This window comes from Pelagibius sp. (genome assembly GCF_028289705.1).
Classification (GTDB): Bacteria; Pseudomonadota; Alphaproteobacteria; order Kiloniellales; family Kiloniellaceae; genus Pelagibius.
This window is the reverse complement of sequence record NZ_JANQOI010000088.1, coordinates 13,939-34,029: the sequence shown is the minus strand read 5'-3', so window position 1 is coordinate 34,029 and position 20,091 is coordinate 13,939. Positions and strand designations below refer to the sequence as shown.

19 protein-coding genes are annotated in these 20,091 nt (G+C 67.0%); 12 read left to right on the top strand and 7 right to left on the bottom strand.

The window, feature by feature from the left end; translation table 11 throughout:
• Nucleotides 1–42: 42 nt before the first annotated feature.
• A complete protein-coding gene (locus Q0996_RS11765; RefSeq protein ID WP_299619467.1) occupies nt 43–267 on the top strand; it encodes an AbrB family transcriptional regulator in 225 nt (74 codons plus the stop codon).
• Nucleotides 264–662 (top strand): type II toxin-antitoxin system death-on-curing family toxin, encoded by a 399-nt coding sequence (locus tag Q0996_RS11760; protein WP_299619464.1) that lies wholly within the window; start codon nt 264–266, stop codon nt 660–662. The genes Q0996_RS11765 and Q0996_RS11760 overlap by 4 nt, the downstream gene beginning before the upstream one ends.
• 48 nt (nt 663–710) lie before the next feature.
• On the opposite strand, the gene Q0996_RS11755 is transcribed toward Q0996_RS11760, so the two are convergent.
• Complete coding sequence (locus Q0996_RS11755; protein ID WP_299619462.1) at nt 711–947, bottom strand: hypothetical protein; 237 nt, start codon at nt 945–947, stop codon at nt 711–713.
• Nucleotides 948–1,257: 310 nt separating this feature from the next.
• Here Q0996_RS11755 and Q0996_RS11750 point away from each other — a divergent pair, with 310 nt between their 5' ends.
• Nucleotides 1,258–1,986 carry a hypothetical protein gene (locus Q0996_RS11750; protein ID WP_299619459.1) on the top strand — a complete coding sequence of 243 codons (729 nt, stop codon included), beginning with the start codon at nt 1,258–1,260 and terminating at the stop codon, nt 1,984–1,986.
• Nucleotides 1,987–2,012: 26 nt separating this feature from the next.
• Here Q0996_RS11750 and Q0996_RS11745 read toward each other — a convergent pair whose 3' ends face one another.
• Nucleotides 2,013–3,695, bottom strand: a complete 1,683-nt coding sequence (locus tag Q0996_RS11745) for a thiamine pyrophosphate-binding protein (RefSeq protein ID WP_322096694.1) — start codon at nt 3,693–3,695, stop codon at nt 2,013–2,015.
• Nucleotides 3,696–3,850: 155 nt separating this feature from the next.
• Between Q0996_RS11745 and Q0996_RS11740 the strand changes: the two genes are divergently transcribed.
• The 6 genes from Q0996_RS11740 to Q0996_RS11715 all read left to right on the top strand — a co-directional run bounded on the left by Q0996_RS11740 (nt 3,851) and on the right by Q0996_RS11715 (nt 11,393).
• Nucleotides 3,851–6,337: a mechanosensitive ion channel family protein gene (locus Q0996_RS11740; RefSeq protein ID WP_299619456.1), complete on the top strand. Its 2,487-nt coding sequence runs from the start codon at nt 3,851–3,853 to the stop codon at nt 6,335–6,337.
• A 118-nt stretch (nt 6,338–6,455) separates the two neighbouring features.
• Nucleotides 6,456–8,117 (top strand): ABC transporter substrate-binding protein, encoded by a 1,662-nt coding sequence (locus Q0996_RS11735; RefSeq protein WP_299619453.1) that lies wholly within the window; start codon nt 6,456–6,458, stop codon nt 8,115–8,117.
• Nucleotides 8,118–8,231: 114 nt separating this feature from the next.
• Nucleotides 8,232–8,654, top strand: a complete 423-nt coding sequence (locus Q0996_RS11730) for a rhodanese-like domain-containing protein (RefSeq protein WP_299619450.1) — start codon at nt 8,232–8,234, stop codon at nt 8,652–8,654.
• A 45-nt stretch (nt 8,655–8,699) separates the two neighbouring features.
• On the top strand, nt 8,700–9,893 hold the full coding sequence (gene metZ / locus Q0996_RS11725) for an O-succinylhomoserine sulfhydrylase (RefSeq protein WP_299619447.1): 1,194 nt from the start codon (nt 8,700–8,702) through the stop codon (nt 9,891–9,893).
• A gap of 82 nt (nt 9,894–9,975) precedes the next feature.
• Nucleotides 9,976–10,359 (top strand): hypothetical protein, encoded by a 384-nt coding sequence (locus Q0996_RS11720; protein ID WP_299619444.1) that lies wholly within the window; start codon nt 9,976–9,978, stop codon nt 10,357–10,359.
• A 221-nt stretch (nt 10,360–10,580) separates the two neighbouring features.
• Nucleotides 10,581–11,393, top strand: coding sequence for an alpha/beta hydrolase (locus Q0996_RS11715; RefSeq protein WP_299619441.1), 813 nt, complete (start codon nt 10,581–10,583; stop codon nt 11,391–11,393).
• A gap of 26 nt (nt 11,394–11,419) precedes the next feature.
• Here Q0996_RS11715 and Q0996_RS11710 read toward each other — a convergent pair whose 3' ends face one another.
• Nucleotides 11,420–11,863 (bottom strand): tellurite resistance TerB family protein, encoded by a 444-nt coding sequence (locus Q0996_RS11710; protein ID WP_299619438.1) that lies wholly within the window; start codon nt 11,861–11,863, stop codon nt 11,420–11,422.
• An 88-nt stretch (nt 11,864–11,951) separates the two neighbouring features.
• Nucleotides 11,952–13,001 carry a cobalamin-independent methionine synthase II family protein gene (locus tag Q0996_RS11705; protein WP_299619435.1) on the bottom strand — a complete coding sequence of 350 codons (1,050 nt, stop codon included), beginning with the start codon at nt 12,999–13,001 and terminating at the stop codon, nt 11,952–11,954.
• A gap of 182 nt (nt 13,002–13,183) precedes the next feature.
• Here Q0996_RS11705 and Q0996_RS11700 point away from each other — a divergent pair, with 182 nt between their 5' ends.
• On the top strand, nt 13,184–14,188 hold the full coding sequence (locus Q0996_RS11700) for an NAD(P)-dependent alcohol dehydrogenase (protein ID WP_299619432.1): 1,005 nt from the start codon (nt 13,184–13,186) through the stop codon (nt 14,186–14,188).
• On the opposite strand, the gene Q0996_RS11695 is transcribed toward Q0996_RS11700, so the two are convergent.
• Nucleotides 14,185–14,790, bottom strand: a complete 606-nt coding sequence (locus tag Q0996_RS11695; RefSeq protein ID WP_299619429.1) for an ABC transporter substrate-binding protein — start codon at nt 14,788–14,790, stop codon at nt 14,185–14,187. The two genes, Q0996_RS11700 and Q0996_RS11695, sit on opposite strands and share 4 nt — an antisense overlap.
• A gap of 113 nt (nt 14,791–14,903) precedes the next feature.
• Between Q0996_RS11695 and hpnA the strand changes: the two genes are divergently transcribed.
• Nucleotides 14,904–15,938, top strand: coding sequence for a hopanoid-associated sugar epimerase (hpnA, locus tag Q0996_RS11690; RefSeq protein WP_299619426.1), 1,035 nt, complete (start codon nt 14,904–14,906; stop codon nt 15,936–15,938).
• 168 nt (nt 15,939–16,106) lie between these two features.
• Nucleotides 16,107–17,261 carry an adenosyl-hopene transferase HpnH gene (hpnH, locus tag Q0996_RS11685; RefSeq protein WP_299619423.1) on the top strand — a complete coding sequence of 385 codons (1,155 nt, stop codon included), beginning with the start codon at nt 16,107–16,109 and terminating at the stop codon, nt 17,259–17,261.
• Here the strand turns inward: hpnH and Q0996_RS11680 are convergent.
• Complete coding sequence (locus Q0996_RS11680; RefSeq protein ID WP_299619421.1) at nt 17,244–17,924, bottom strand: hypothetical protein; 681 nt, start codon at nt 17,922–17,924, stop codon at nt 17,244–17,246. The two genes, hpnH and Q0996_RS11680, sit on opposite strands and share 18 nt — an antisense overlap.
• A 53-nt stretch (nt 17,925–17,977) precedes the next feature.
• Nucleotides 17,978–20,017 carry a squalene--hopene cyclase gene (shc, locus tag Q0996_RS11675; protein WP_299619418.1) on the bottom strand — a complete coding sequence of 680 codons (2,040 nt, stop codon included), beginning with the start codon at nt 20,015–20,017 and terminating at the stop codon, nt 17,978–17,980.
• Nucleotides 20,018–20,091 lie beyond the last annotated feature (74 nt).

Sequence of the window (20,091 nt, the reverse complement as noted above, 5' to 3'; positions counted from 1 at the left end):
ATACTCTTGGCGCCGTTCAAGACCGCACCTGGAGCCGGCGCCATGTCCGAGCCTGTGAAGATCCGCAAGATCGGGAACTCCCTGGGAGTGACCCTTTCCGAGCACGTCCGCGCCATGGGCCTGAAGGAGGGCGACAGCCTCTATGTGGTGAAGACCCGCGATGGTATCGAACTCACGCCATACGACCCTGACTTCGCCGAGGCTCTGGACGCCGCCGGCGACTTCATGCGGCGCTATCCGAACGCCATGAAAAAACTGGCGGAATGAGTGACTACCGCTGGCTCACACTGGCGATGGTGGAGGCCTTTCATCGCCAGTCCATCGCGCGCTTTGGCGGGATCGACGGGGTCCGCGATCTTGGGCTGCTGGAAAGCGCGTTGGCCCGGCCGCAGCACCGCGCGACCTATGAACAGGACGCCTCGGTCTTTGCGCTGGCGGCCGACTACTGCCTGGGCATCGTCCGCAATCATCCCTTTCTGGACGGAAACAAGCGCAGCGGCGTTCTTGCCGGCGCCGTGTTCCTGGACTTGAACGGTTATGCTTTTGAACCGGAGGAAACCGAGATCGTGCAGGTGATCGTCGGCCTGGCGGCGGGCGAGATCGACTCCGCCGTTCTGGCCCAATGGTTCGAGGACTATTCGAAACCCAGGTCCCCGAAGTAGCACAGTCGACTGCTCCCGCCACGACGGCGAAATGAATGTCGACAGATTCTACTCCGGCTGGTCTTTCTTGGCCATCTCGCGGCGCAGGCGGTCCTGAAACTTGCCGCCGTCCTGGCGGGTTGTCAGGAACTGACGCACGGCTTCGCCCGCGGATTCGCGGTCATAGGGCTCCCAGCCGTCCACCTTGCGCAGGAAGTGGTTGATGGCGCGCGGGTCGATCCGGTCGCGCAGGGCGCTCAACTGCTGCAGCAGCTTGCGCCGGGGATCATCGGAAGACTTGCTCATCCCGATCTCCGGCTGCTGTCCGCTGCGGCTTCCGCCTGAGGGTAACCATGTCTCATTTTTGTCACTCTAGAAGGTCAAGCGGTAAGCTTTCGTTAACGCCTGAGGGCGCCCCGGCCCTGCGCAGACCCGGCTTGGCGGCTTGCTTGGGGGTCGGCCGGGTGGTAGAAATTGCTCCCGTCTTGATCAAAGATCACGCGATTTCAACCGGTTACGACTGAGTTCCAGGGATTTGGAACAAGCGCTGGCCGTCGGATCTTGACGCGGCGCGCTGAGCGGAAAATTCGAAGAGCAGACGAAAGCGTAGTTCGCAATGTCTTTAGGCCTCCATGAAAATCGGCTGCGCCGCCGTCGGCGGCTGTGGTGGGGTGTCATCAAGTGGGCGCTGGCGCTGGCGCTGATCATCGCCGCCGGAGCCTATTCCTACCGCATCGGATCCCAGCTCGCGGCGCGGGACGTGACCAAGGCCGAACAGCGCATCGCCGAACTCGCCAACGAGGTCTCCGGCCTGGAGCGTCAGTCCAGTGCGCTCGCGACCGAACTGGCCAAGGCGCGGAACGCGATCTCGGACTGGCAGGCGCGCTACGAGGAAGAGGTGCCCACCGGTTTCGTGCGGGAGCTGATGACCCTGGTGCAGCAGAAGCTCGAGGCCGGGGCGGACGAGGACCGTCTGGCCTTCCTGATCTCCGCGGCGGAGAACCCGCGTATCTGCGACGAGCAGCCGGAGACGAAGCGCTTCATCGTCACCACTTCCCTGCAGAAGGGCGCCAACGACGCGGTGAGCTTCGCCAACCGCAAGGTCACGGTGACCGCCAGCGGCACGGCCGCCCGCGATGCCGACGGCAACATCGAAGCCTGGTTCGATCCCAACCAGCCGATCACGGTCGCCTTCACCCAACTGGGTGGTGCCGCGGTGAAGACAGAGGGAAGCCTGCCCATCCACCACTCCCTGGTGATGGGCGACGACGAGTATCGCTTCACGATTCTGCCCGGCGCCCGCGGCTTCCTCAGCGTGACCGCCGACCGCTGCGACTACCCATGAGGGGCTGACCGCGAAGGTCGAGTCGGCTATTCCGCGCTGGCCAGGGCGGCCTCGCGCAGGCCGCTCAAGGTGGCGGTCGGCGTGATCGCTTCCGGATCGATCCGCAGTTCCAGGAGCGCCGGTTTGCCCGCGGCCTGGGCCCGCGCGAATGCGGCGGCGAAATCCTCCGTCCGCTCGACCACTTCGCCATGGGCGCCGAAGGCGCGGGCATAGGCGGCAAAGTCGGGATTGACGAAATCGGTGGCGGAGACGCGGCCGGGGTAGTGGCGTTCCTGGTGCATGCGGATGGTGCCCAGCATGTTGTTGTTGATCACCAGCACGATGATGTTGAGGCCGTACTGCACCGCCGTGGCCAGTTCCTGGCCGTGCATCAGAAAACAGCCGTCGCCGGCGAAGCAGACCACCGGGCGGTCCGGGTGGACGGCCTTGGCGGCCACCGCCGCCGGCAGCCCGTAGCCCATGGAACCCGACGTCGGCGCCAGTTGACTGCGGTAGCGCCGGAAGCGGTGGATACGCTGCAGCCAGGTGGTGTAGTTGCCGGCGCCATTGCAGAAGATGGTCTCCGGCGGCAGGGTCTTGTCCAGCCAGTCGACGATCTCGCCGAGCTGCAGCGGGCCGGGCATGGCGGTCGGCCGGTTGTGGGCGAGGTAGTCGGCCCGTGCCGCGGCGGTCCAGGCATCCCAGCGGCCGGAGTCCAGCGGCTCCATGACCGCCAGAGCCGCGGCGAAGTCGGCGCCGCCGGCCTGAATCGGCAGGTCGGGGCGGTAGACCCGGCCCAACTCCTCGGCGCCGGGATAGACGTGGACCAGGGCCTGTTCCGGGTTGGGGATCTGCATCAGGCTGTAGCCGCTGCTGGTCATCTCGCCGAAGCGGCAGCCCAGAAGCACCAGCAGATCGCTGTCCTTTACCCGCGCCGCCAGCTTCGGATCGATCCCGATTCCCACCTGGCCCACGTAGCAATCGTGATCGTTGTCGAGGTAGTCCTGGCAGCGGAAAGAGACCGCCACCGGCACGTGGTTGGCGGCAGCGAAGCCTTCCAGATCGCTCTTTGCCGCCACGGACCAGCCGCCACCGCCGACGATAATCAGCGGGCGCTCGGACTGTTCGAACTTTTGGCGCAGGGTGGCCAGTTGCTGCGGGGCGGGGTAGCCGGCGCTCGGCGTGTATGGCTTGGCCAGGGGCGGCGCCGGCAGGCTGGCGCTCAACATGTCTTCCGGCAGGGCCAGGACCACGGGGCCCGGCCGGCCCGAGGTGGCGGTGTGAAAGGCGCGGCTGACGAACTCCGGGATGCGCGCAGCCTCATCGATCTGGGCCACCCACTTGCTGAGTTCGCCGAACATACGTCGGTAGTCGATCTCCTGGAAGGCTTCCCGTTCGACCATGTCCCGCGCCACCTGGCCGATGAACAGGATCATCGGCGTCGAGTCCTGAAATGCGACGTGCACGCCGGCGCTGGCCGAGGTTGCGCCCGGCCCGCGGGTCACAAAGCAGATGCCGGGCTTGCCGGTCAGCTTGCCGTAGGCATCGGCCATCATCGCTGCGCCGCCTTCCTGGCGGCAGAGGTGAAAAGTGATCTCCTGAGTGTCGTAAAGGGCGTCGAGAACCGCCAGGTAGCTTTCTCCCGGCACGCCGAAGGCGCGGTCGACCCCCTCGGCCACAAGTTGATCCACCAGAATGCGCCCGCCGTTTGCCAGATTGCTGTCGCTCATGATCCGTCGTTCGTGTCTGTCACGTATCAAGGCCGTGAATCCGAGTTTCTTCCGGCCGAGTTGCCAGGACTCTAGAACGCGCTGGCGGCGCTTTCACTGCTTATTCGGCCCATGCTAGGCTTTTTCATCGGATTTCGCCGAACGGGGTGACATCGGTGCGCTTTCCTGCCTTTTTCGGCGTCCTTCTACTCTCAGCACTCTGGTTGGGTCTGTTCCTTCCGACCGCTGCGCTTGCCCAGACCACGACGGGGCCGGCGACCTCTTCGGTGCTGGTCGGGCAATGGACGCGCACCCTCGATCTGGTGGACCAGCAGTTGCGCCGCGCCGACACCACGGCGGAAAGTGCGCGCCGCTTTCTGGAGGTCACGGCGCGGGTGCGCGAGGAAGCCTCGGAAATCAAGGCGCTGGTCGAGGAGGAGATTGGCGGCCTCGAGCGGCGCCTGGAAGTCCTTGGCCCGGCGCCGGAATCGCCGGAGCAGGCCGAGGCGGAGGAGGTTGCCGAACAGCGCCAGGCTTTGAGCGATCAACTGAAGGGACTGAGGGCTCGTCTGGCGCAGGCCAATCTGGCCATTGTGCGCGCCGACGAACTGGACCGACTGGTGGGCTCGCTCTCCCAGAGGAAACGCTTCGAGGCGCTGTTCCAGGTCTATCCCTTTCCCTGGGCGCCGGGAACCTGGGCGCGCGGCGTTCCCGAATTCGTCGTGGTCGTCGAGAAGATCCTGCGATCGCCGGCGATCTGGTGGCAGGGGCTCGAAAACGATGAACGGCGCAATGCGGTTCTCTATCGAATCGCGATCCTGCTGACACTGGCCTTGTCGATCGGCTGGCTGCTGCGGCGTTGGCTGTTGTACCGCTATGACCGCGATCCCGCCCTCGCCGATCCGAGCTACGGCCGCCGGCTCATCGCATCCATCGCCAATGCCGTGGCCCGCGGCATCGTTCCGGCCCTTCTGTTCGGCGGACTGCTCTATCTCGCGGTTTCCAGCGGCGCGACGGAGCGCAGCCTCTTCGGAACGCTGGTGGCCCTCTTCTTTGCGGTGATGATCTTTTTCTCGCTGGCCTGGGCATTGCCCTATGCGGTGCTGTCGCCGGACATGCCCCAGTGGCGGCTGCTGCCGGTCTCGCCGGACAACGCCCGCATCCTGGGGCACCGCTTCACTCTGCTGGCCGCATTCTTCGCCTTCGAGATCTTCATGACCGAGGCGCATACGCAGATCGGTGTGACGAACACCTACTTCTCGCTTTCGACCTTCGTGCTGAACGCGCTGCCGGCGCTGGTGCTGATCGACATGACGCGCCGCCGCTGGTGGCTGATGGCCGCGCGGGAGAGCAGTCTGGACGAGCCGGGTCCCAGCGGCTGGAGCTGGGACGAGGAGGAAAATGACCATCTGACCTCGGGGCAGGAGGGGGCGCAGGAGCCGCGCACCGTCGTCCAGTCGAACTTCTGGAAGCTGATCCGCCAGTTGGTGATGATCTTGGCCGGGGCCAGTATTCTGGCCTCCCTGGCCGGCTACGCCGATCTCGGCGATTTCCTTCTCGCCAACCTCCTGCTCAGCGCCATTACCCTGGGCGGCATCGTGATTCTGCGCGGCCTGGGGCGCGAACTGGTCGGGGCCTTCCTGCGCTCCGATTTCATGCGCGACTATCTGGCCATCCGCCATGTCGCGCGGAGCCGGATCAAGTTCTGGCTGCGCGCCTTGCTCGACGCGATCTTCGCGGTGCTGGGCACGGTGCTGATCGCCGCCATCTGGTCTTCGCCCTTCGGCGAGTTCTGGTCCGAGGCGCGCAGCCTTCTGACCGGCGTCACCATCGGCGGCGTGACTATCGCACTGACCGACGTGCTGGCGGCGGTCGTTGTCTTCGGTTTCATCCTGCTGATCACGCGGCTGAGCCAACGCTTCCTGCGCAACAAGGTGTTGCCGGAGACCGGGTTCGATACCGGGGTTCAGCACTCGCTGACCGCCGGCTTCGGCTACGTGGGAATCATGCTGGCGGTGGTCTTCGGCATTTCGGCACTGGGGGTCGATCTCTCCAACATCGCCCTCATCGCCGGTGCGCTCTCGGTGGGCATCGGTTTCGGCCTGCAGACCGTCGTCAGCAATTTCGTCTCCGGCATCATTCTGCTGATCGAGCGGCCCATCAAGGTGGGCGACTGGGTGGTGGTCGGCGCCAACGAAGGCTTCGTCAAGCAGATCACCGTACGCTCCACGGAGCTGCAGACCTTCCAGTTCGCCTCGGTCATCATCCCCAATTCCGAGTTCATTTCGACCGCGGTAACCAACTGGACCCACAAGGACCACTATGGCCGCGTCGAGGTTCCCGTCGGGGTGGCCTACGGCTCCGACGTGGAAAAGGTGAAGTCGATCCTGCTGGCCTGCGCAGGCCGGCACGAACGGGTCCTGACCTCGCCGGAGCCCTTTGTGCTGTTCATGGACTTCGGCGCCAGCAGTCTCGACTTCGAGTTGCGCTGCTTCACCAACGACGTCAGCTACCGGGTGATCATCGCCAGCGATCTGCGATTCGAGATCGAGCGCCAGTTTCGCGAGCAGGGGGTGGAGATTCCTTTTCCTCAGCGTGTGGTGCATTTTGCCGATGGCAGCGCGGAGGCGCCAAACCCCAGGGAATCCGGGCCTTCCGCGTAAGCCCCGTCGCTTGGACAAAGGCCCGGAGCGGACTATCATCCTTGCATAGGGGAGCGCCGCTTCGGCCGCATTGTCTGCGCCGCCGTCGCCGGCAGCCATCTGCCCTCGGGGTGCGGCGATGGACGAGCAGTATCGACATCCCTTGCTTGAGCGCTTGCGCCAGGGCTTGGCGCAGGGCTCGCTGAGCCGGCGGAGTTTTCTCCGGGCCGCCACGCTGCTCGGCGTGTCGGCGCCACTCGCCTATACGATGGCGGGGCAGCCGGCGCGCGCCGGCGATGCCGCGGCGACGCGCCCGTCCAAGACACGCTCCGGCGGGCGACTGACGCTTGGCATGCGTGTCCAGGCGGTGGACGAACCGCACGCCCTCGGCTGGCTGTCGTCGGCAAATCTCGTCCATCAGGTCTGTCAGCCGCTGACCTGGATGGGATTCGACAGCGTGACGCGCCCACACCTGCTTGCGTCCTGGCGGGTCGCGCCCGACCTGCGCCGCTGGGATCTCTACCTGCGGCGCGACGTGACCTGGCACAGCGGGCGGGCTTTTACGGCCGACGACGTGATCTGGAACCTGCGCCGTCTGCTGGACCCGGCGACGGGCTCCTCGGCGGTCGGCCTGATGCGGTCCTACATGCTCGACGAGTCCTCTGGTCGGACCAGGTCGGGGCCCCCGCTGTGGGACGCCTCGGCGATCGAGAAGATCGACGACTTTCATGTCCGGCTGAACCTGAAGCGCCCGCAGATCGCGGTGCCCGAACACCTCTTTCACTACACCAACGTCATGCTCGATCCCGACGAAGGCGGACGCTTCGGCGTCGGGTCCAACGGGACCGGGCCCTTTGTCTTGGCAGAATTCGACGTCGGGGAGCGCGCGCTGTTCCGGGCACAGCACGGCCGCTCGGCCTTCGCCGCACACCTCGACGAGCTTCTCCTGATCGATCTGGGCGACGAGTCGGCGGCGGTCACGGCAGCGCTGGTGTCTGGTCAGGTCGACGGCGTCGATCGCTGCGACTACTCGGTGGCGGAGACCCTGGCGGACCATTCGGACCTGGAGGTTCACCGCACGGCAACGTCGGCAACGGCGATCCTGCAGATGGACGTGACCCGCCCGCCCTTCGACGACCCGCGTGTCCGCCGGGCCATGCGTCTGGCCGTCGACCCGGCGGAGATTACGCGCCTTGCCCTGCGCGGCTACGGCACCCCGGCGGAGCATCATCTGGTGGCACCCAGCCACCCGGACTATGCGCCGCTGCCGCCGATGCAGCGGGACCTTGCCGAAGCCCGCCGGCTGCTGGCCGAGGCCGGTCACCCCGGCGGCATCGACATCGAAATGACCTGCAAGAACTGGCCGGGTTGGGAGGCCGCGGCGGTACAGGTGATGGTGGAGCAGTATCGCGAAGCCGGCATCCGCAGCACCATCGACATCCTGCCCGCCGCCCGCTTCTGGGAGGTCTGGGACAAGGTGCCGCTGGCCTTCGTCGAATGGGCGCCGCGGCCGCTCGGCTTCATGCTGCTGGGGTTGACGGTGCGCTCCGGCGTGCCCTGGAACAGCACCGGCTTTTCGGACGCCGCCATCGACCAATGGCTGCTTGAGGCCGAATCGACCCTCGATCTGGAGGCGCGGCGCGCCATCATGGCGCGGGTCGAAAAGCGCATGCAGGATGTCGGTCCTATGGTGCAGCCTGCCTGGCTTTCGGTGGTCACGGTGATGTCGCGGCGGGTCCGGGGCTTTCGGCTGCATCCCACAACCCTGCTGTCGGCGGCCGACTACGCGATGGTTAATTAGCAAGGGCTTCAGAAATCCGGTTGCTTCTGTCGCCGGGACGCCTAAACTCCGCAGCCCCCGGGTGCAGGAGCCGCCAGATCGATCGAACCCCGGGGATGCACTGGGAGAGGCGCAATGCGAGACGGCTATGCCGGTGATCTGCGCCCGGCGGAAGCCTGGGCGCTGCTGAAGGACGATCCAAACGCGGTCCTGGTGGACGTGCGCACCGCACCGGAGTGGAATTTCGTCGGCCTGCCGCGGCTGGACAGCCTGGGCAAGGAGACGATCTGCATTTCCTGGCAGGTCTTTCCCCACATGGGCGTGAACGACGACTTCACCGAGGAGGTGGCCGCCCGCGGCGTCGGCAAGGATCAGCCGGTGCTGCTGCTCTGCCGCTCCGGCGTGCGCTCGCGCTCTGCCGCCATTGCGCTGACCGTTGAGGGTTTCGGGCCCTGCTACAACGTAGCCGAGGGCTTTGAGGGCGACCGCGACGGCGACCTGCATCGCGGCAGCGTCGGCGGCTGGAAGGTGGCGGGCCTGCCCTGGGCCCAGGGTTGAAGTGCGGGAAGGGTGACGCGGGACGGCGGAAAGGAAGACAAGACCGTGCCAAAGGATTCCAACTCAACGCGCCGCTGGCGCCCGCAGACCGAGATGGTGCGCGGCGGCCAGCTGCGCAGCGGCTTCGACGAGACCAGCGAGGCGGTCTACCTGACCTCCGGTTATGTCTATGCCTCGGCTGAGGAAGCCGAGGCCGCCTTCAAGGGCGACAAGGAACGCTTCGTCTATTCCCGCTACGCCAACCCCACGGTCTCCATGTTCGAAGACCGGCTGCGCCTGCTGGAGGGGGCCGAGGCCTGCCGCGCCACGGCCAGCGGCATGGGCGCCGTCTTCGCCTCCCTGCTCTGTCAGCTAAAGGCCGGCGACCGGGTGGTCGCTTCCCGCGCGCTCTTCGGCTCCTGCCATTACATCGTCTCCGAGCTCCTGCCGCGCTACGGCGTCGACACCCAGCTCGTCGACGGCACCGACCTCGCGGCCTGGGAAGCGGCCTTGGCCAAGGGTGCCACCAGCGTGTTCCTGGAAACGCCCTCCAACCCGACCCTGGAGATCATCGATCTGAAGGCGGTCTGCGATCTGGCCCATGGCGCCGGCGCCACTGTGGTGGTGGACAACGTCTTTGCCACCCCGATGCTGCAGCGGCCGCTGGATTTCGGCGCCGACGTGGTGGTCTATTCCGCCACCAAGCACATCGACGGCCAGGGCCGCTGCATGGGCGGCGCGATCCTCTCCAGCGAGGCCTTCATCAAAGACCATCTGCAGATGTTCTACCGCCACACCGGCCCCTCCATGAGCCCCTTCAACGCCTGGGTCATGCTGAAGGGTCTGGAGACCCTGGAACTGCGGGTCGAGCGCCACTGCGCCAACGCCCTGGCGGTGGCCCAGTTCCTGGAAGGACAGGCCGGGGTCGCCCGCGTGCTCTACCCCGGCCTCGACAGCCATCCCCAGGCGGCACTCGCCAAGCAGCAGATGAAGGGCGGCAGCGGCCTCGTCGCCTTCGAGCTGGAGGGCGGCAAGGAACGGGCCTTCCGCTTCCTGAACGCGCTGGAGGTGATCGACATCTCCAACAACCTGGGCGATGCCAAGAGCCTCATGACCCACCCGGCGACGACGACCCACCAGCGCCTCTCCCCCGAGGAGCGGGCGGAGCAGGGCATCGGCGACGGCCTGCTGCGGCTCTCCGTCGGCCTGGAAGACCCCGCCGATCTGATCGAGGACCTGGAGCTGGCGCTGAAGGCCTGACGCGCGCATAGGGCCAGCGGCTGGTCGATGGTTCCGAGAGAGTGCAGGTCGGCGGCATTACGCTTCGTACCGGGAATGTCGGATGGGCCTGTTTGACGAGTACATCCCAGACCCGCCGCTCGATTGCCCTGTCTGCGGATCGCCGCTCAACCGTTGGCAGGGCAAGGATGGCCCGAACGCTCTGATGGTCTGGAGGCAGGGCTGTGCAGGGCCGGTCGACCAGCGCGTCCCCGAGGAGTTAAGGCTGGACCCCGGCGAACTGGCCAAGCTTCGGCTTCCCGGGCAATTCACAATCTACACGCAGTGCTGTGGCGGGCGGTTCTTCGTGGAAGCCAGGTGTCGAACAGAAGACGGTATTTGGGCCCAGACCGACCTGATGACTGCCGAGAACGCCGTGCAGAAGACACGCGAAAGCCGTGGCGATTTCGAGGCGCGGCTTCGCTGGCTTCGAGGCGTGAACCACTAGGCGTTGCTTCCCTTCTGTTGCTGTGCTGCCGGGTCCTTCAATGGATTTGAAGGTCTGACGTCCGATCTCGCGGTGTTCGAAAGGAGCTCCCTGCTCCGACCTGACTTGGGGATTACCCGGAAATCAGGCATTCTGTGTAGAGAATCTCAATCTTGAGTTTCACCTCGGCGTTGCCTGGGGGAGATTTGTAGGGGGGTCGAAACATGGGGTTTTCGGAGAGCATGGCACGGAGTCTTGCCGCGGCGGCGATCCTTTGGCTCACGGGTTGCGCAGCGGCGGTGCAGGACCCGGCCGAGCCGGCGCCGGAGCGACTCGCTGCAAGCGTCGTGCTGCTCTACATGCCGGGCTCGACCCAGGAATTTAGGGAGGACCCTTGTAGTTGGAAGTCCGGGGAGATGCTCGGCCGCACGCCACTGTGGTTTCGCAGTTTGAATGGCACTGAAATCGGTGGCTGGCCGGTCTACGCGACGACCTACTGCACGCCGACGAAAGTCGGCATGTTCGATCACAAGACCAAAAGCGGCAAACTCAAGGTCGTCAAACGGGCCGAAGACATCTGCAATCGGGTTCGTGAACTGCAAAATAAGGGCGTGCCGCCGAACCGCATCTTCCTGGTCGGAAACTCGGCCGGCGCTTGGGCCTCGCTATTGGTCGCGGTGGACCATGCCGAAGAATTCAACGCCCTGATCGGAATGGCCCCCGCCTTTGCCGGACGCGAAGGTGGCCGGAAAGAGGGTTGGACGTGGGTGCGCGGCCAACAGATCGAAAAGATCAGTGCGGCGCCCGGGATCGACGGGCTCATCTTCGCCTTTGAAGGCGATCGCTTCGAGGGACCCGATGACCTTGACTTCCTGGACCGCATTGCGGACATCGAATTCGTGCCACTGCCCATCTACAACATGGATGGTCATTTGTGCGGACGGGGTGGATCAGCACACGCGCGACACCATCGCCCCTGCTTTGCCCGTTCGCAGCTTCCACGCATCCTGAAGTTCATCGAAGATCGCCTACCGGCCTCACCCGCAACAAGCTGAGCGTGCGCCTCTGCCGAAGCTGTCTGCTATACGGAGCCCTTCAGAGGGTCTTCGTAGTCTGCCGGGTTGAGCCCCAAGGCGGCGCAGATCTCTTCGAAGACGTGTCTTTCGCCCTCGCTGAAGACGCCGTCGGAGGCGCAGATCGCCAGCACCACGCTGGGGATGACCCTGGCGCTCTCGGGGTCCTGGCCGGCCCGCGCCAGTTTGCCCAGCAGGACCTCGCGGGCTTCGCGGTCATTGCTGCGCAGGTCGTGGATGAACTCGTCGAGAATGGCGATGGCCTTCTGCGGGTCGTAGATCTTCAGCCCTTCCAGGCGCTGCAGGATCTCGTCGAGGCGGTAGCGCTCGGCGAGCTGGACCTCGCCGTCGGCCAGCATGGCCAACGCCGAAGCCGCCATGGTCGCCTTCAGAAACGGCTTGTTGCGCTGTCTCGCGACCGCTGCTTGGATGAATTCCAGTGATGCCAGCATGGCGCCTTGTCCCCCTCTGCCCGCCAGGTCCCCAGTCTGCCCTTTGGGTTGTGCGTTGTCATCAGGCTCGCGCGGCTTTGCCGAACGTCTAGACGCTCTTGGCCGCCTCCGAGAGCACTCTCAGCTTCTTCACCGCCAGCTCCCGGCCCAGGTGGCCGAGGCCGCAGTCGGGCCCAGCCATGAGGCGCTCGGGCGGCAGGTGCTCCAGGGCCGCCTTCAGGCGCTCGCGCACCTCCGCCACCGATTCCACGCGGCTGCGGGCGATGGCGATGACGCCGAAGATCACGGCAGTGTTGCGGAAGCGGTCCAGCAGGCCGAGGTCGTTGTGGCGGTGGGCGTCCTCGATGGAGACCACGTCCACCTGCGAGGCGTCGACCGCCTCGGCCAGCTCGAAATAGGCGTTGGGGTTGGCCTTCGCATAGTCCTCCTGATCCAGATGGTTGGGATAGCCGCAGCACATGTGCATCACCTTGGTGACGCCCGCCGGCACGCCCTGCCAGCAGCGGTCGATGTTGGCCAGGCCATAGTCCAGCGCTTCCTCGGGCTTGCGCGCGAAGAGCGGCTCGTCGATCTGGATGTGGCGGCAGCCGGCCTCGGCCAAGGCCAGCACCTCGGCATTGAGCGCCGCCGCCAGGTCGGCGCCCAGCGCCTTGGGATCGCCGTAATGTGCGTCGGCGGTGGTGTCGGCGATGGTCATGGGCCCGGGCAGGGTGATCTTCACCGGCTTGTCGGTGAAGGACTGGGCGACCCGCCAGTCGTGGGGCAGGAAGGGCTCGCGCGCGCGGACCGGTCCGGTGATGGTGGGCAGCTCGGTTTCGTAGGCGCCGCCGCGCAGCACCCGGTGGGTGAGGGTCTCGAAGTCGAAGCCCTCCAGATGGCGGCAGTGGTAGTGGACGTAGTTCTCCCGCCGCACCTCCCCGTCGGTGGGGATGTCGATACCGGCGGAAACCTGGTCCTCGATCACCTGGCGCGTGCCCTCGGCGAACACCGCCTCCGCCTCGGGCCCGAGCCGTTCGACGGCGGTCTGGTAGTCCCGGGTGGCGACGCTGGTGTCCATGGCGCCGGGATCGAACCAGTCCGGCACAGCCACGCTCTCCGGCTTCGGATAGGCCCCGATGGTGGTGGTCAGCAGCGGCACGGGCGGCGTCCTCTTCTTCGAAGTTTCTTCTGGCCCCGCACCATGGCGATGCAGAGTCTTCTCGGCTCCGGGCGCCAAGGACGCTAGCAGAGCCTCCGCTGGGTCGCCAGCCGTCCCGGGCTTCTTCTCGGCAGCGGGCCGCCCTATGATCGCCGGCGGTGCACTTGAAGGGAGCAGGAGACATGCGGGCCTGGCAGATCCAGACGGCCGACGGCATCGAGGGACTGAAGCTGGCGACGCTCGAACCGCGGGAGCCGGGTCCGGGCGAGGTGCGGGTGAAGGTCCGCGCCAATTCCATCAACTACCGCGACCTGAGCGTGGTCAGCGACCCCGCGGCGCGCGGCATCCCCTTGCCGCGAATCCCCAACTCCGACGGCGCCGGCGAGGTCCTGGCGGCCGGCCCCGGCGTCGACGGCTTCCAGCCCGGCGACCGCGTGGCCGGCTGCTTCTTTCAGAACTGGAGCGACGGTGCCTGTTCGGCCGAGGCCATGGCCTCGGCCCTGGGCGGCGAACTCGACGGCATGCTGGCCGAAGAGGTGGTCCTGAAGGCGGCAGGGCTGGTGAAGATCCCCGGGCACCTGAGCTACGCCGAGGCGGCGACGTTGCCCTGCGCGGCCTTGACCGCCTGGCGGGCGCTGGTCGACGTCGGGCGGGTGAAAGCCGGCGACACCGTTTTGCTGCTGGGCACCGGCGGGGTCTCGATCTTCGCCCTGCAGTTCGCCCGGCTGATGGGGGCCAGGGCCATCGTCACCTCCTCCAGCGACGAAAAGCTGGAGCGGGCGAAGGCGCTGGGCGCCTGGCGGACCTTGAACTACCGCACCACGCCGGACTGGGAGCGGCCGGTGCTCGAGATGACCGGGGGGCGCGGTGTCGACCTGACGGTGGAGGTGGGCGGTGCCGGCACCCTGCAGCGTTCGGTCGCTGCCACCCGCATCGCCGGCGTCATCGGCTTCATCGGCGTTCTCAGCGACGCGCCGGTGAACCCGCGCCCGATCATGGCCAAGTCGATCACCCTGCAGGGCATCTACGTCGGCCCGCGCCGGTCCTTTCAGGACATGAACCGCGCCATCGCGGCGGCGGAGTTGCGCCCGGTGATCGACCGCAGCTTCGCCTTCGAAGAGGCGCCGGAGGCCTACCGCGCCATGCGGGCCGCCGGCCACTTCGGCAAGCTGGTCATCGAGTTTTAGGGCGCCGCGTAGCCGGCGGCCTTGTCCTTCAGGGCGTCGATCAGGGCATCGATGCCTTGATTGGCGACGATGCTGCCGTATTCGGACCGCCGGGTCGCCAGCTCCGAGTACTTGGCATCCAGCAGGGTGTCGATCAGGCGCCAGCCGTTTTTGGTCGGAAGGGCCAGGTAGTTGATGGCCACGGCTTCCCCGTCGCTCTTCACGATCCGGTTGCGCACCAGCACCGCGCCGCGCTTGGCCTCATCCTCGCCCAGGATCTCGAAGCGCTCGCCGGAATAGCCGTCGAAGCGGCTGGCGAAGATGGCGATGCTGTGGTCGGTGAAGGCGGTGACGAAGGCTTCCTGCTTGTCCGGCGCGGTCTTGCGCCAGTGGCGGCCCAGGGTCACCCGCGCCATACCCGGGAAATCGAAGATTTCCGTGAGCTCCGGCGAAAGCCTGTCGTAACGCCCCTGATAGCCAAGGCTGTCGGCATTCTTCATGACGTCCAGAAGCACGGTGTTCAGCCGCTCCACGGTGGCGCTGGGGCCGTCCTGCGCCCAGGCCGACGGGGCGAGCAGGAGGCAGAATACGAGGGCGAAAGCCTTCATTGGCGATGATGTCATGGGCGGTCTCGCTGGTCCTGGTTCCCTTGATGTACGGAGCCTGCGGGCCAATGCCAAGGCCATTGTCGCGCTGGCGTCTTGCTGTGATACGCGCGGAGAGGCAAGGTCGTGCCATGAGCATTCTTGTGACCGGTGGGACAGGTTTCGTCGGCTCCGCCGTGGTGCGGGCCCTGGTCGCGCGTGGCGAGCGGCCGCGCTGTCTGGCGCGGCGCGGCAGCGACCGGCGCAACCTCGTGGATCTCGAGGTTGAGATCGTCGAGGGGGACCTAACGGATTCCTCCTCCCTGGAGGCGGCGTTGGAGGGCTGCAAGGCCCTGTTCCATGTCGCGGCCGATTACCGCATCTGGGTGCGCGATCCGGAGGTCATGCACCGCACCAACGTGGAGGGCACCCGCCGGCTGATGGAGGCGGCCCTGCGCCTGGGCGTGGAGCGGGTGGTCTACACCTCCTCCGTCGCCGTGCTGGGCAAGGCCCCCGGCGGCGCGCCGGCGGACGAGGAAACGCCGGTGACCCTCGACGACATGATCGGCGTCTACAAGCGCTCCAAGTTCCTGGCGGAGGAGGCGGTGCGCCGGCTGCAGCGCGAGGCGGGGCTGCCGGTGGTGATCGTCAATCCCTCCACCCCCATCGGTCCGCGCGACGTCAAGCCGACGCCCACCGGGCGCATGGTGGTGGACGCGGCGGTTGGGCGCATTCCCGCCTTCGTCGACACCGGCCTCAACGTGGTCCACGTCGACGACGTGGCTGAGGGCCATATGCAGGCCTATGACAGGGGCAAGGTGGGGGAGCGTTACCTGCTGGGCGGCGAGAACCTGGATCTCGCCGAAATCCTGCGCCAGGTGGCCGAACTGCGGGACCGCCCGGCGCCCAAGGTGCGCCTGCCGCGGCGGCCGCTTTTTCCCCTGGCCTATGCGGCCGAGGCCTGGGCGCGGGCGACGGGCGGGCGCGAGCCGCTGCTCACCGTCGACGGCCTGAAAATGGCCGCCAAGCCGATGTACTTCGCCCACGACAAGGCGGCCCGCGATCTCGGCTACCGGCCCCGCCCGGCCGCCGAAGCGATCCGCGACGCCGTCGCCTGGTTCGAACGGGCGGGTTACCTCGGCGGGCACCCTTCGAGCCCCGGTCCTGCGGACCGCTCTTCAGGGTGAGGCCGGGAAGGGGCCTCATGGTGAGGAGCCGCCAAGGGCGGCGTCTCGAACCATGAGGCGGGGCATGGCGCCCCAATATCCCCACAGCCTCTGGGGTGGTGTTGCCGGGCAAAGTCGCTAGACTGGCGCGAATCGGGCCCACGATCCCTGTCTTCCCGGAGTCCAGTTTTGGCAGTTCCCCTGATCCAGCAGTTGCGCGTCGGCGCCTATATCCTGAAACAGCGCCTGAAGCGCAACGAGCGCTATCCCCTGGTGCTGATGCTGGAGCCGCTGTTCCGCTGCAACCTGGCCTGCCCGGGCTGCGGCAAGATCGACTATCCCGACGAGATCCTGAACCGCCGCCTTTCGGTCGAAGAGTGTATCGAGGCGGTGGAGGAGAGCGGCGTTCCCATCGTCTCCATTCCCGGCGGCGAGCCGCTGATCCATAAGGAGATGGACCGGATCGTCGCCGAGCTGGTGGCCCGCAAGCGCTTCGTTTATCTCTGCACCAACGCGCTGCTCCTGGAGAAGAAGCTCGATCTCTTCACCCCCAGCCAATACCTGACCTTCTCCATCCATCTCGACGGCCTGGAGGAGGAGCACGACAAGGCGGTGGACCAGAAGGGCGTCTTCAAGCGCGCCGTCAAGGCCATCGAGGCGGCCCGCGACCGCGGCTTTCGGGTCAACGTCAACTGCACTCTCTTCAACACCGCCAAGCCGGAAGAGGTGACGGAGTTCCTGGACTTCGCCCGCGATCTGGGGGTCGAGGGGGTGACCATCTCGCCGGGCTATGCTTACGAGCGGGCGCCGGATCAGGAGCACTTCCTGTCGCGGCGTCAGACCAAGGAGCTGTTCCGCGAGGTCTTCCGCCGCGGCAAGGGCCGCAAGTGGCGTTTCTCCCAGTCGACGCTGTTCCTCGACTTTCTGGCTGGCAACCAGAGCTATCACTGCACGCCCTGGAGCAATCCGACGCGCAACGTCTTTGGCTGGCAGCGGCCCTGCTATCTGCTGAACGAGGGCTACGCGCCCAGCTTCAAGGCGCTGATGGAAGAGACGGACTGGGGCAGCTACGGCACCGGCAACTACGAGAAGTGCGCCAACTGCATGGTCCACTGCGGCTATGAGGGCACCGCCGTCGCCGACACGGTGAAGCACCCGCTGAAGGCGTTGAAAGTCGCTATGGGCGGCATTCCCACCGAGGGCGAGATGGCCCCGGAGATCGACCTCAGCGGGCAGCGCAAGGCGGTCTACAGCTTCGAGGACTTCGTGGCCGAGGCCGTGACGCAGAAGCCGCAGTCCCCGGCCCCTGCCGGCGGATCTTCGCCCTCACAAGCCGCCGAATAGCACTGCGCTTTCAGCTTCAAGACTCTCCAGCCGGCTGAGCGCCAGCCGGCTCTGCCGGCGCATGCGAAACAGCGCCGGCAGGTCCTGGGGGCGCTTCGCCAGAGCGGCCAGGACCCGGGCCACGGCCGGCTCGCCGTCCGGGCGCACCGCCGTTTCGATCAGCGGCGGCAAACTGTCCGCTTGCGTGTCGGAGATGGCGCGCAGGGCGAGGAAGGGGCGGCCGTGGGCCGCGGCGACAGCCGCCACCCCCTGGCTTTCCATGTCGACGGCCAGACAGCCTGAGGCGGCGAAGGCGGCGGCCTTTTCGTCGGGCTGCCGAAGGGCCCGGTGGTGCCCGAGGATACTGCCTTGCCGGAACGGCAGGCCGGCCCCATCGATCCGTTCGTTGAGGACGTCCCGCCAGGGAGGGTGACAGTCATGCCGGGTGCCGTCTTCGAGGCGGACGCTGCCGGCGACGACAAGGTCGCCGCAGTTCAGGTCGGGGGACAGTCCGCCGGCAATGCCGAAGCTGAGGAGGGCCTCGACGCCTTCGGCCAGGAGGCCCTGTGCCAAGCGCTGTGCCTCACTGGCACGCGCGCCGCTGCAGACGACACGCACCGCGATGCCGGAGGATTTGGCAAGCCGTTCGACGAGGGCTGCTTCCGCCGCGATCCCGGTGACCACCCCGACGCGCGGTCGGCGGGGTGCGTTTTGCTCAGGGGCTGATGCCGCCGGGCTCACATCCCGAAAGACACGCGCCGTTCGTTGCTGCGCATGAGGTTGCGGTAGCGCGCCAGGGCGAGCAGCGGGAAGTAGGCGCTGTAGCCGTGGTATTTCAGGTAGAAGACGCGCGGAAAGCCGGTGCCGGTCCAGAAATCCTCTTCCCAGCGCGCGCCCTCGCGCGGCTGGGCCATCAGCCAGGCGACGCCGCGGCGCACCGCATCGCTCTCCACCGCGCCCGCGGCCATCAGCGCAAGCAGCGCCCAGGCGGTCTGCGAAGCGGTCGAACCCTTGGCCGCGTCGTAGCGCCGATGGGCCCAGTAGCTGGCGCAGTCCTCGCCCCAGCCGCCGTCTTCACGCTGGCGGCTCTCCAGCCAGGCCACCGCCTTGCGGATGTGGGGGGCTGTCAGGTCCTCGCCGCAGGCATTGAAGGCCGAGAGCACCGACCAGGTGCCGTAGACATAGTTCACGCCCCAGCGGCCGTACCAGGAGCCGTCCGCTTCCTGCTCCCGACGCAGGTAGTCGAGCCCCCGCCGCACCACCGTGTGGTCGCGCCCATAGCCGAGCTGGGCGAGCATCGACAGGCAGCGCGCCGAGACGTCGGCGGTCGGCGGGTCGAGCAGCGCGCCATGGTCGGCGAAGGGGATGTGGTTCAGGTAGTCGAAGGCGTTGTCCGCGTCGAAGGAGCCCCAGCCGCCGTTCTTGCTCTGCATGGCGATGATCCACTGGGTGGCCCGCTCCATGGCTTCGCCGCAGGACTCCGACCGGGCGCGGTCCATGGCCATGACAACCACCGCCGTGTCGTCCACGTCGGGATAGTGAGCGTTCTGGTACTGGAAGGGCCAGCCGCCCGGGGGGGCCTTGGGTCGCCGCCAGGCCCAGTCGCCACGGACCTCCGTAATCTCCCGCTGCAGCAGCCAGTCGAAGGCCTTGGTCACCGTGTCACCGGCGCTGGGATCGTCGCTGGCGCCGGAATCGCCCGCCTCCAGGACGGCATGGGCCGCCAGGCAGGTGTCCCAGATCGGCGACAGGCAGGGCTGACAGGTGGTCTGTTCGGCGTCGCGGTCGATCAGCAGGCGGTCGATCGCTTCGCGCGTCATGCGGTAGTTCACTTCGTCCCAGTCGTAGCCCAGGGCATGGAAGGCCATGGCGGCATTGGCCATGGCCGGGAAGATGCCGCCCAGCCCGTCTTCGCCGTTCAGCCGCTCCTTGACGAACTCGATGGCGGCCTTGATTGCCTTTTGCCGCTGGGCGCGTGGCCGCAAGGGACCGCTGAGCCGCAGCATCCGGTCGAGGCCGGCGAAGACCGCGCCCAGAGGGCTGCCGGTGGCGTTCATCTGATACTGCGTGCGCTCGGGGTCCTCCTGGAACAGCTCGCGGATGTCGATGCCCAGCGGATTGGCCGCCTGCGGCTTCAGATCCATGATGATCAGCAGCGGGGCGATCACCGTGCGCGACCAATAGGAGACCTTGGAGAGGTGGAAGGGGAACCAGCGCGGCAGCAGCATGATCTCCACCGGCATCTCCGGCACGGCCCGCCAGGGCACCTGGCCGAAGAGCGCCAGGGCGATGCGGGTGAAGACGTTGCTCTGAGCGGCGCCGCCGGCGGCGAGGATGGCCGCGCGCGCCCGCGCCATGTGCGGGGCCTCGGGAGCGTCGCCGGCCAGCTTCAGGGCGTAGTAGGCCTTGACGCTGGCGCTGAGATCCAGTTCGCCGCCGTGGAACAGCGGCCAGCCGCCGTCCTCGCCCTGCAGGCTGCGCAGGTGGTTGGCGATCCGCGGTTCGACGCTGCGGTAGTCGGCCCGTTCGATGCGGCCCAGGAAGTGCTGCAGCAGGATGTACTCTGCCGGGATGGTGGCATCGGCCTCGAGTTCGAAGACCCAATGCCCGTCATCGCGCTGCGCCGCCTTCAGGGCGGTGCCCATCGACGCGACCAGATCCTCCACTTCACCCAGGTCCGGCAGTGGCGCCGGGGGGCGGGCGTCCGGAGGGGCGGCATCCGGGGCCAGATCGGTCCGCGCAAGGGGGTTGCTGGTCATCGCGCTGTCAGGGGACATGGTCTCAAGGGATGGTTGTCAGGAAATCTCGGTGAGGGGTTTCGAATGATCTGTCCCGCTGCGCGGCATGAATG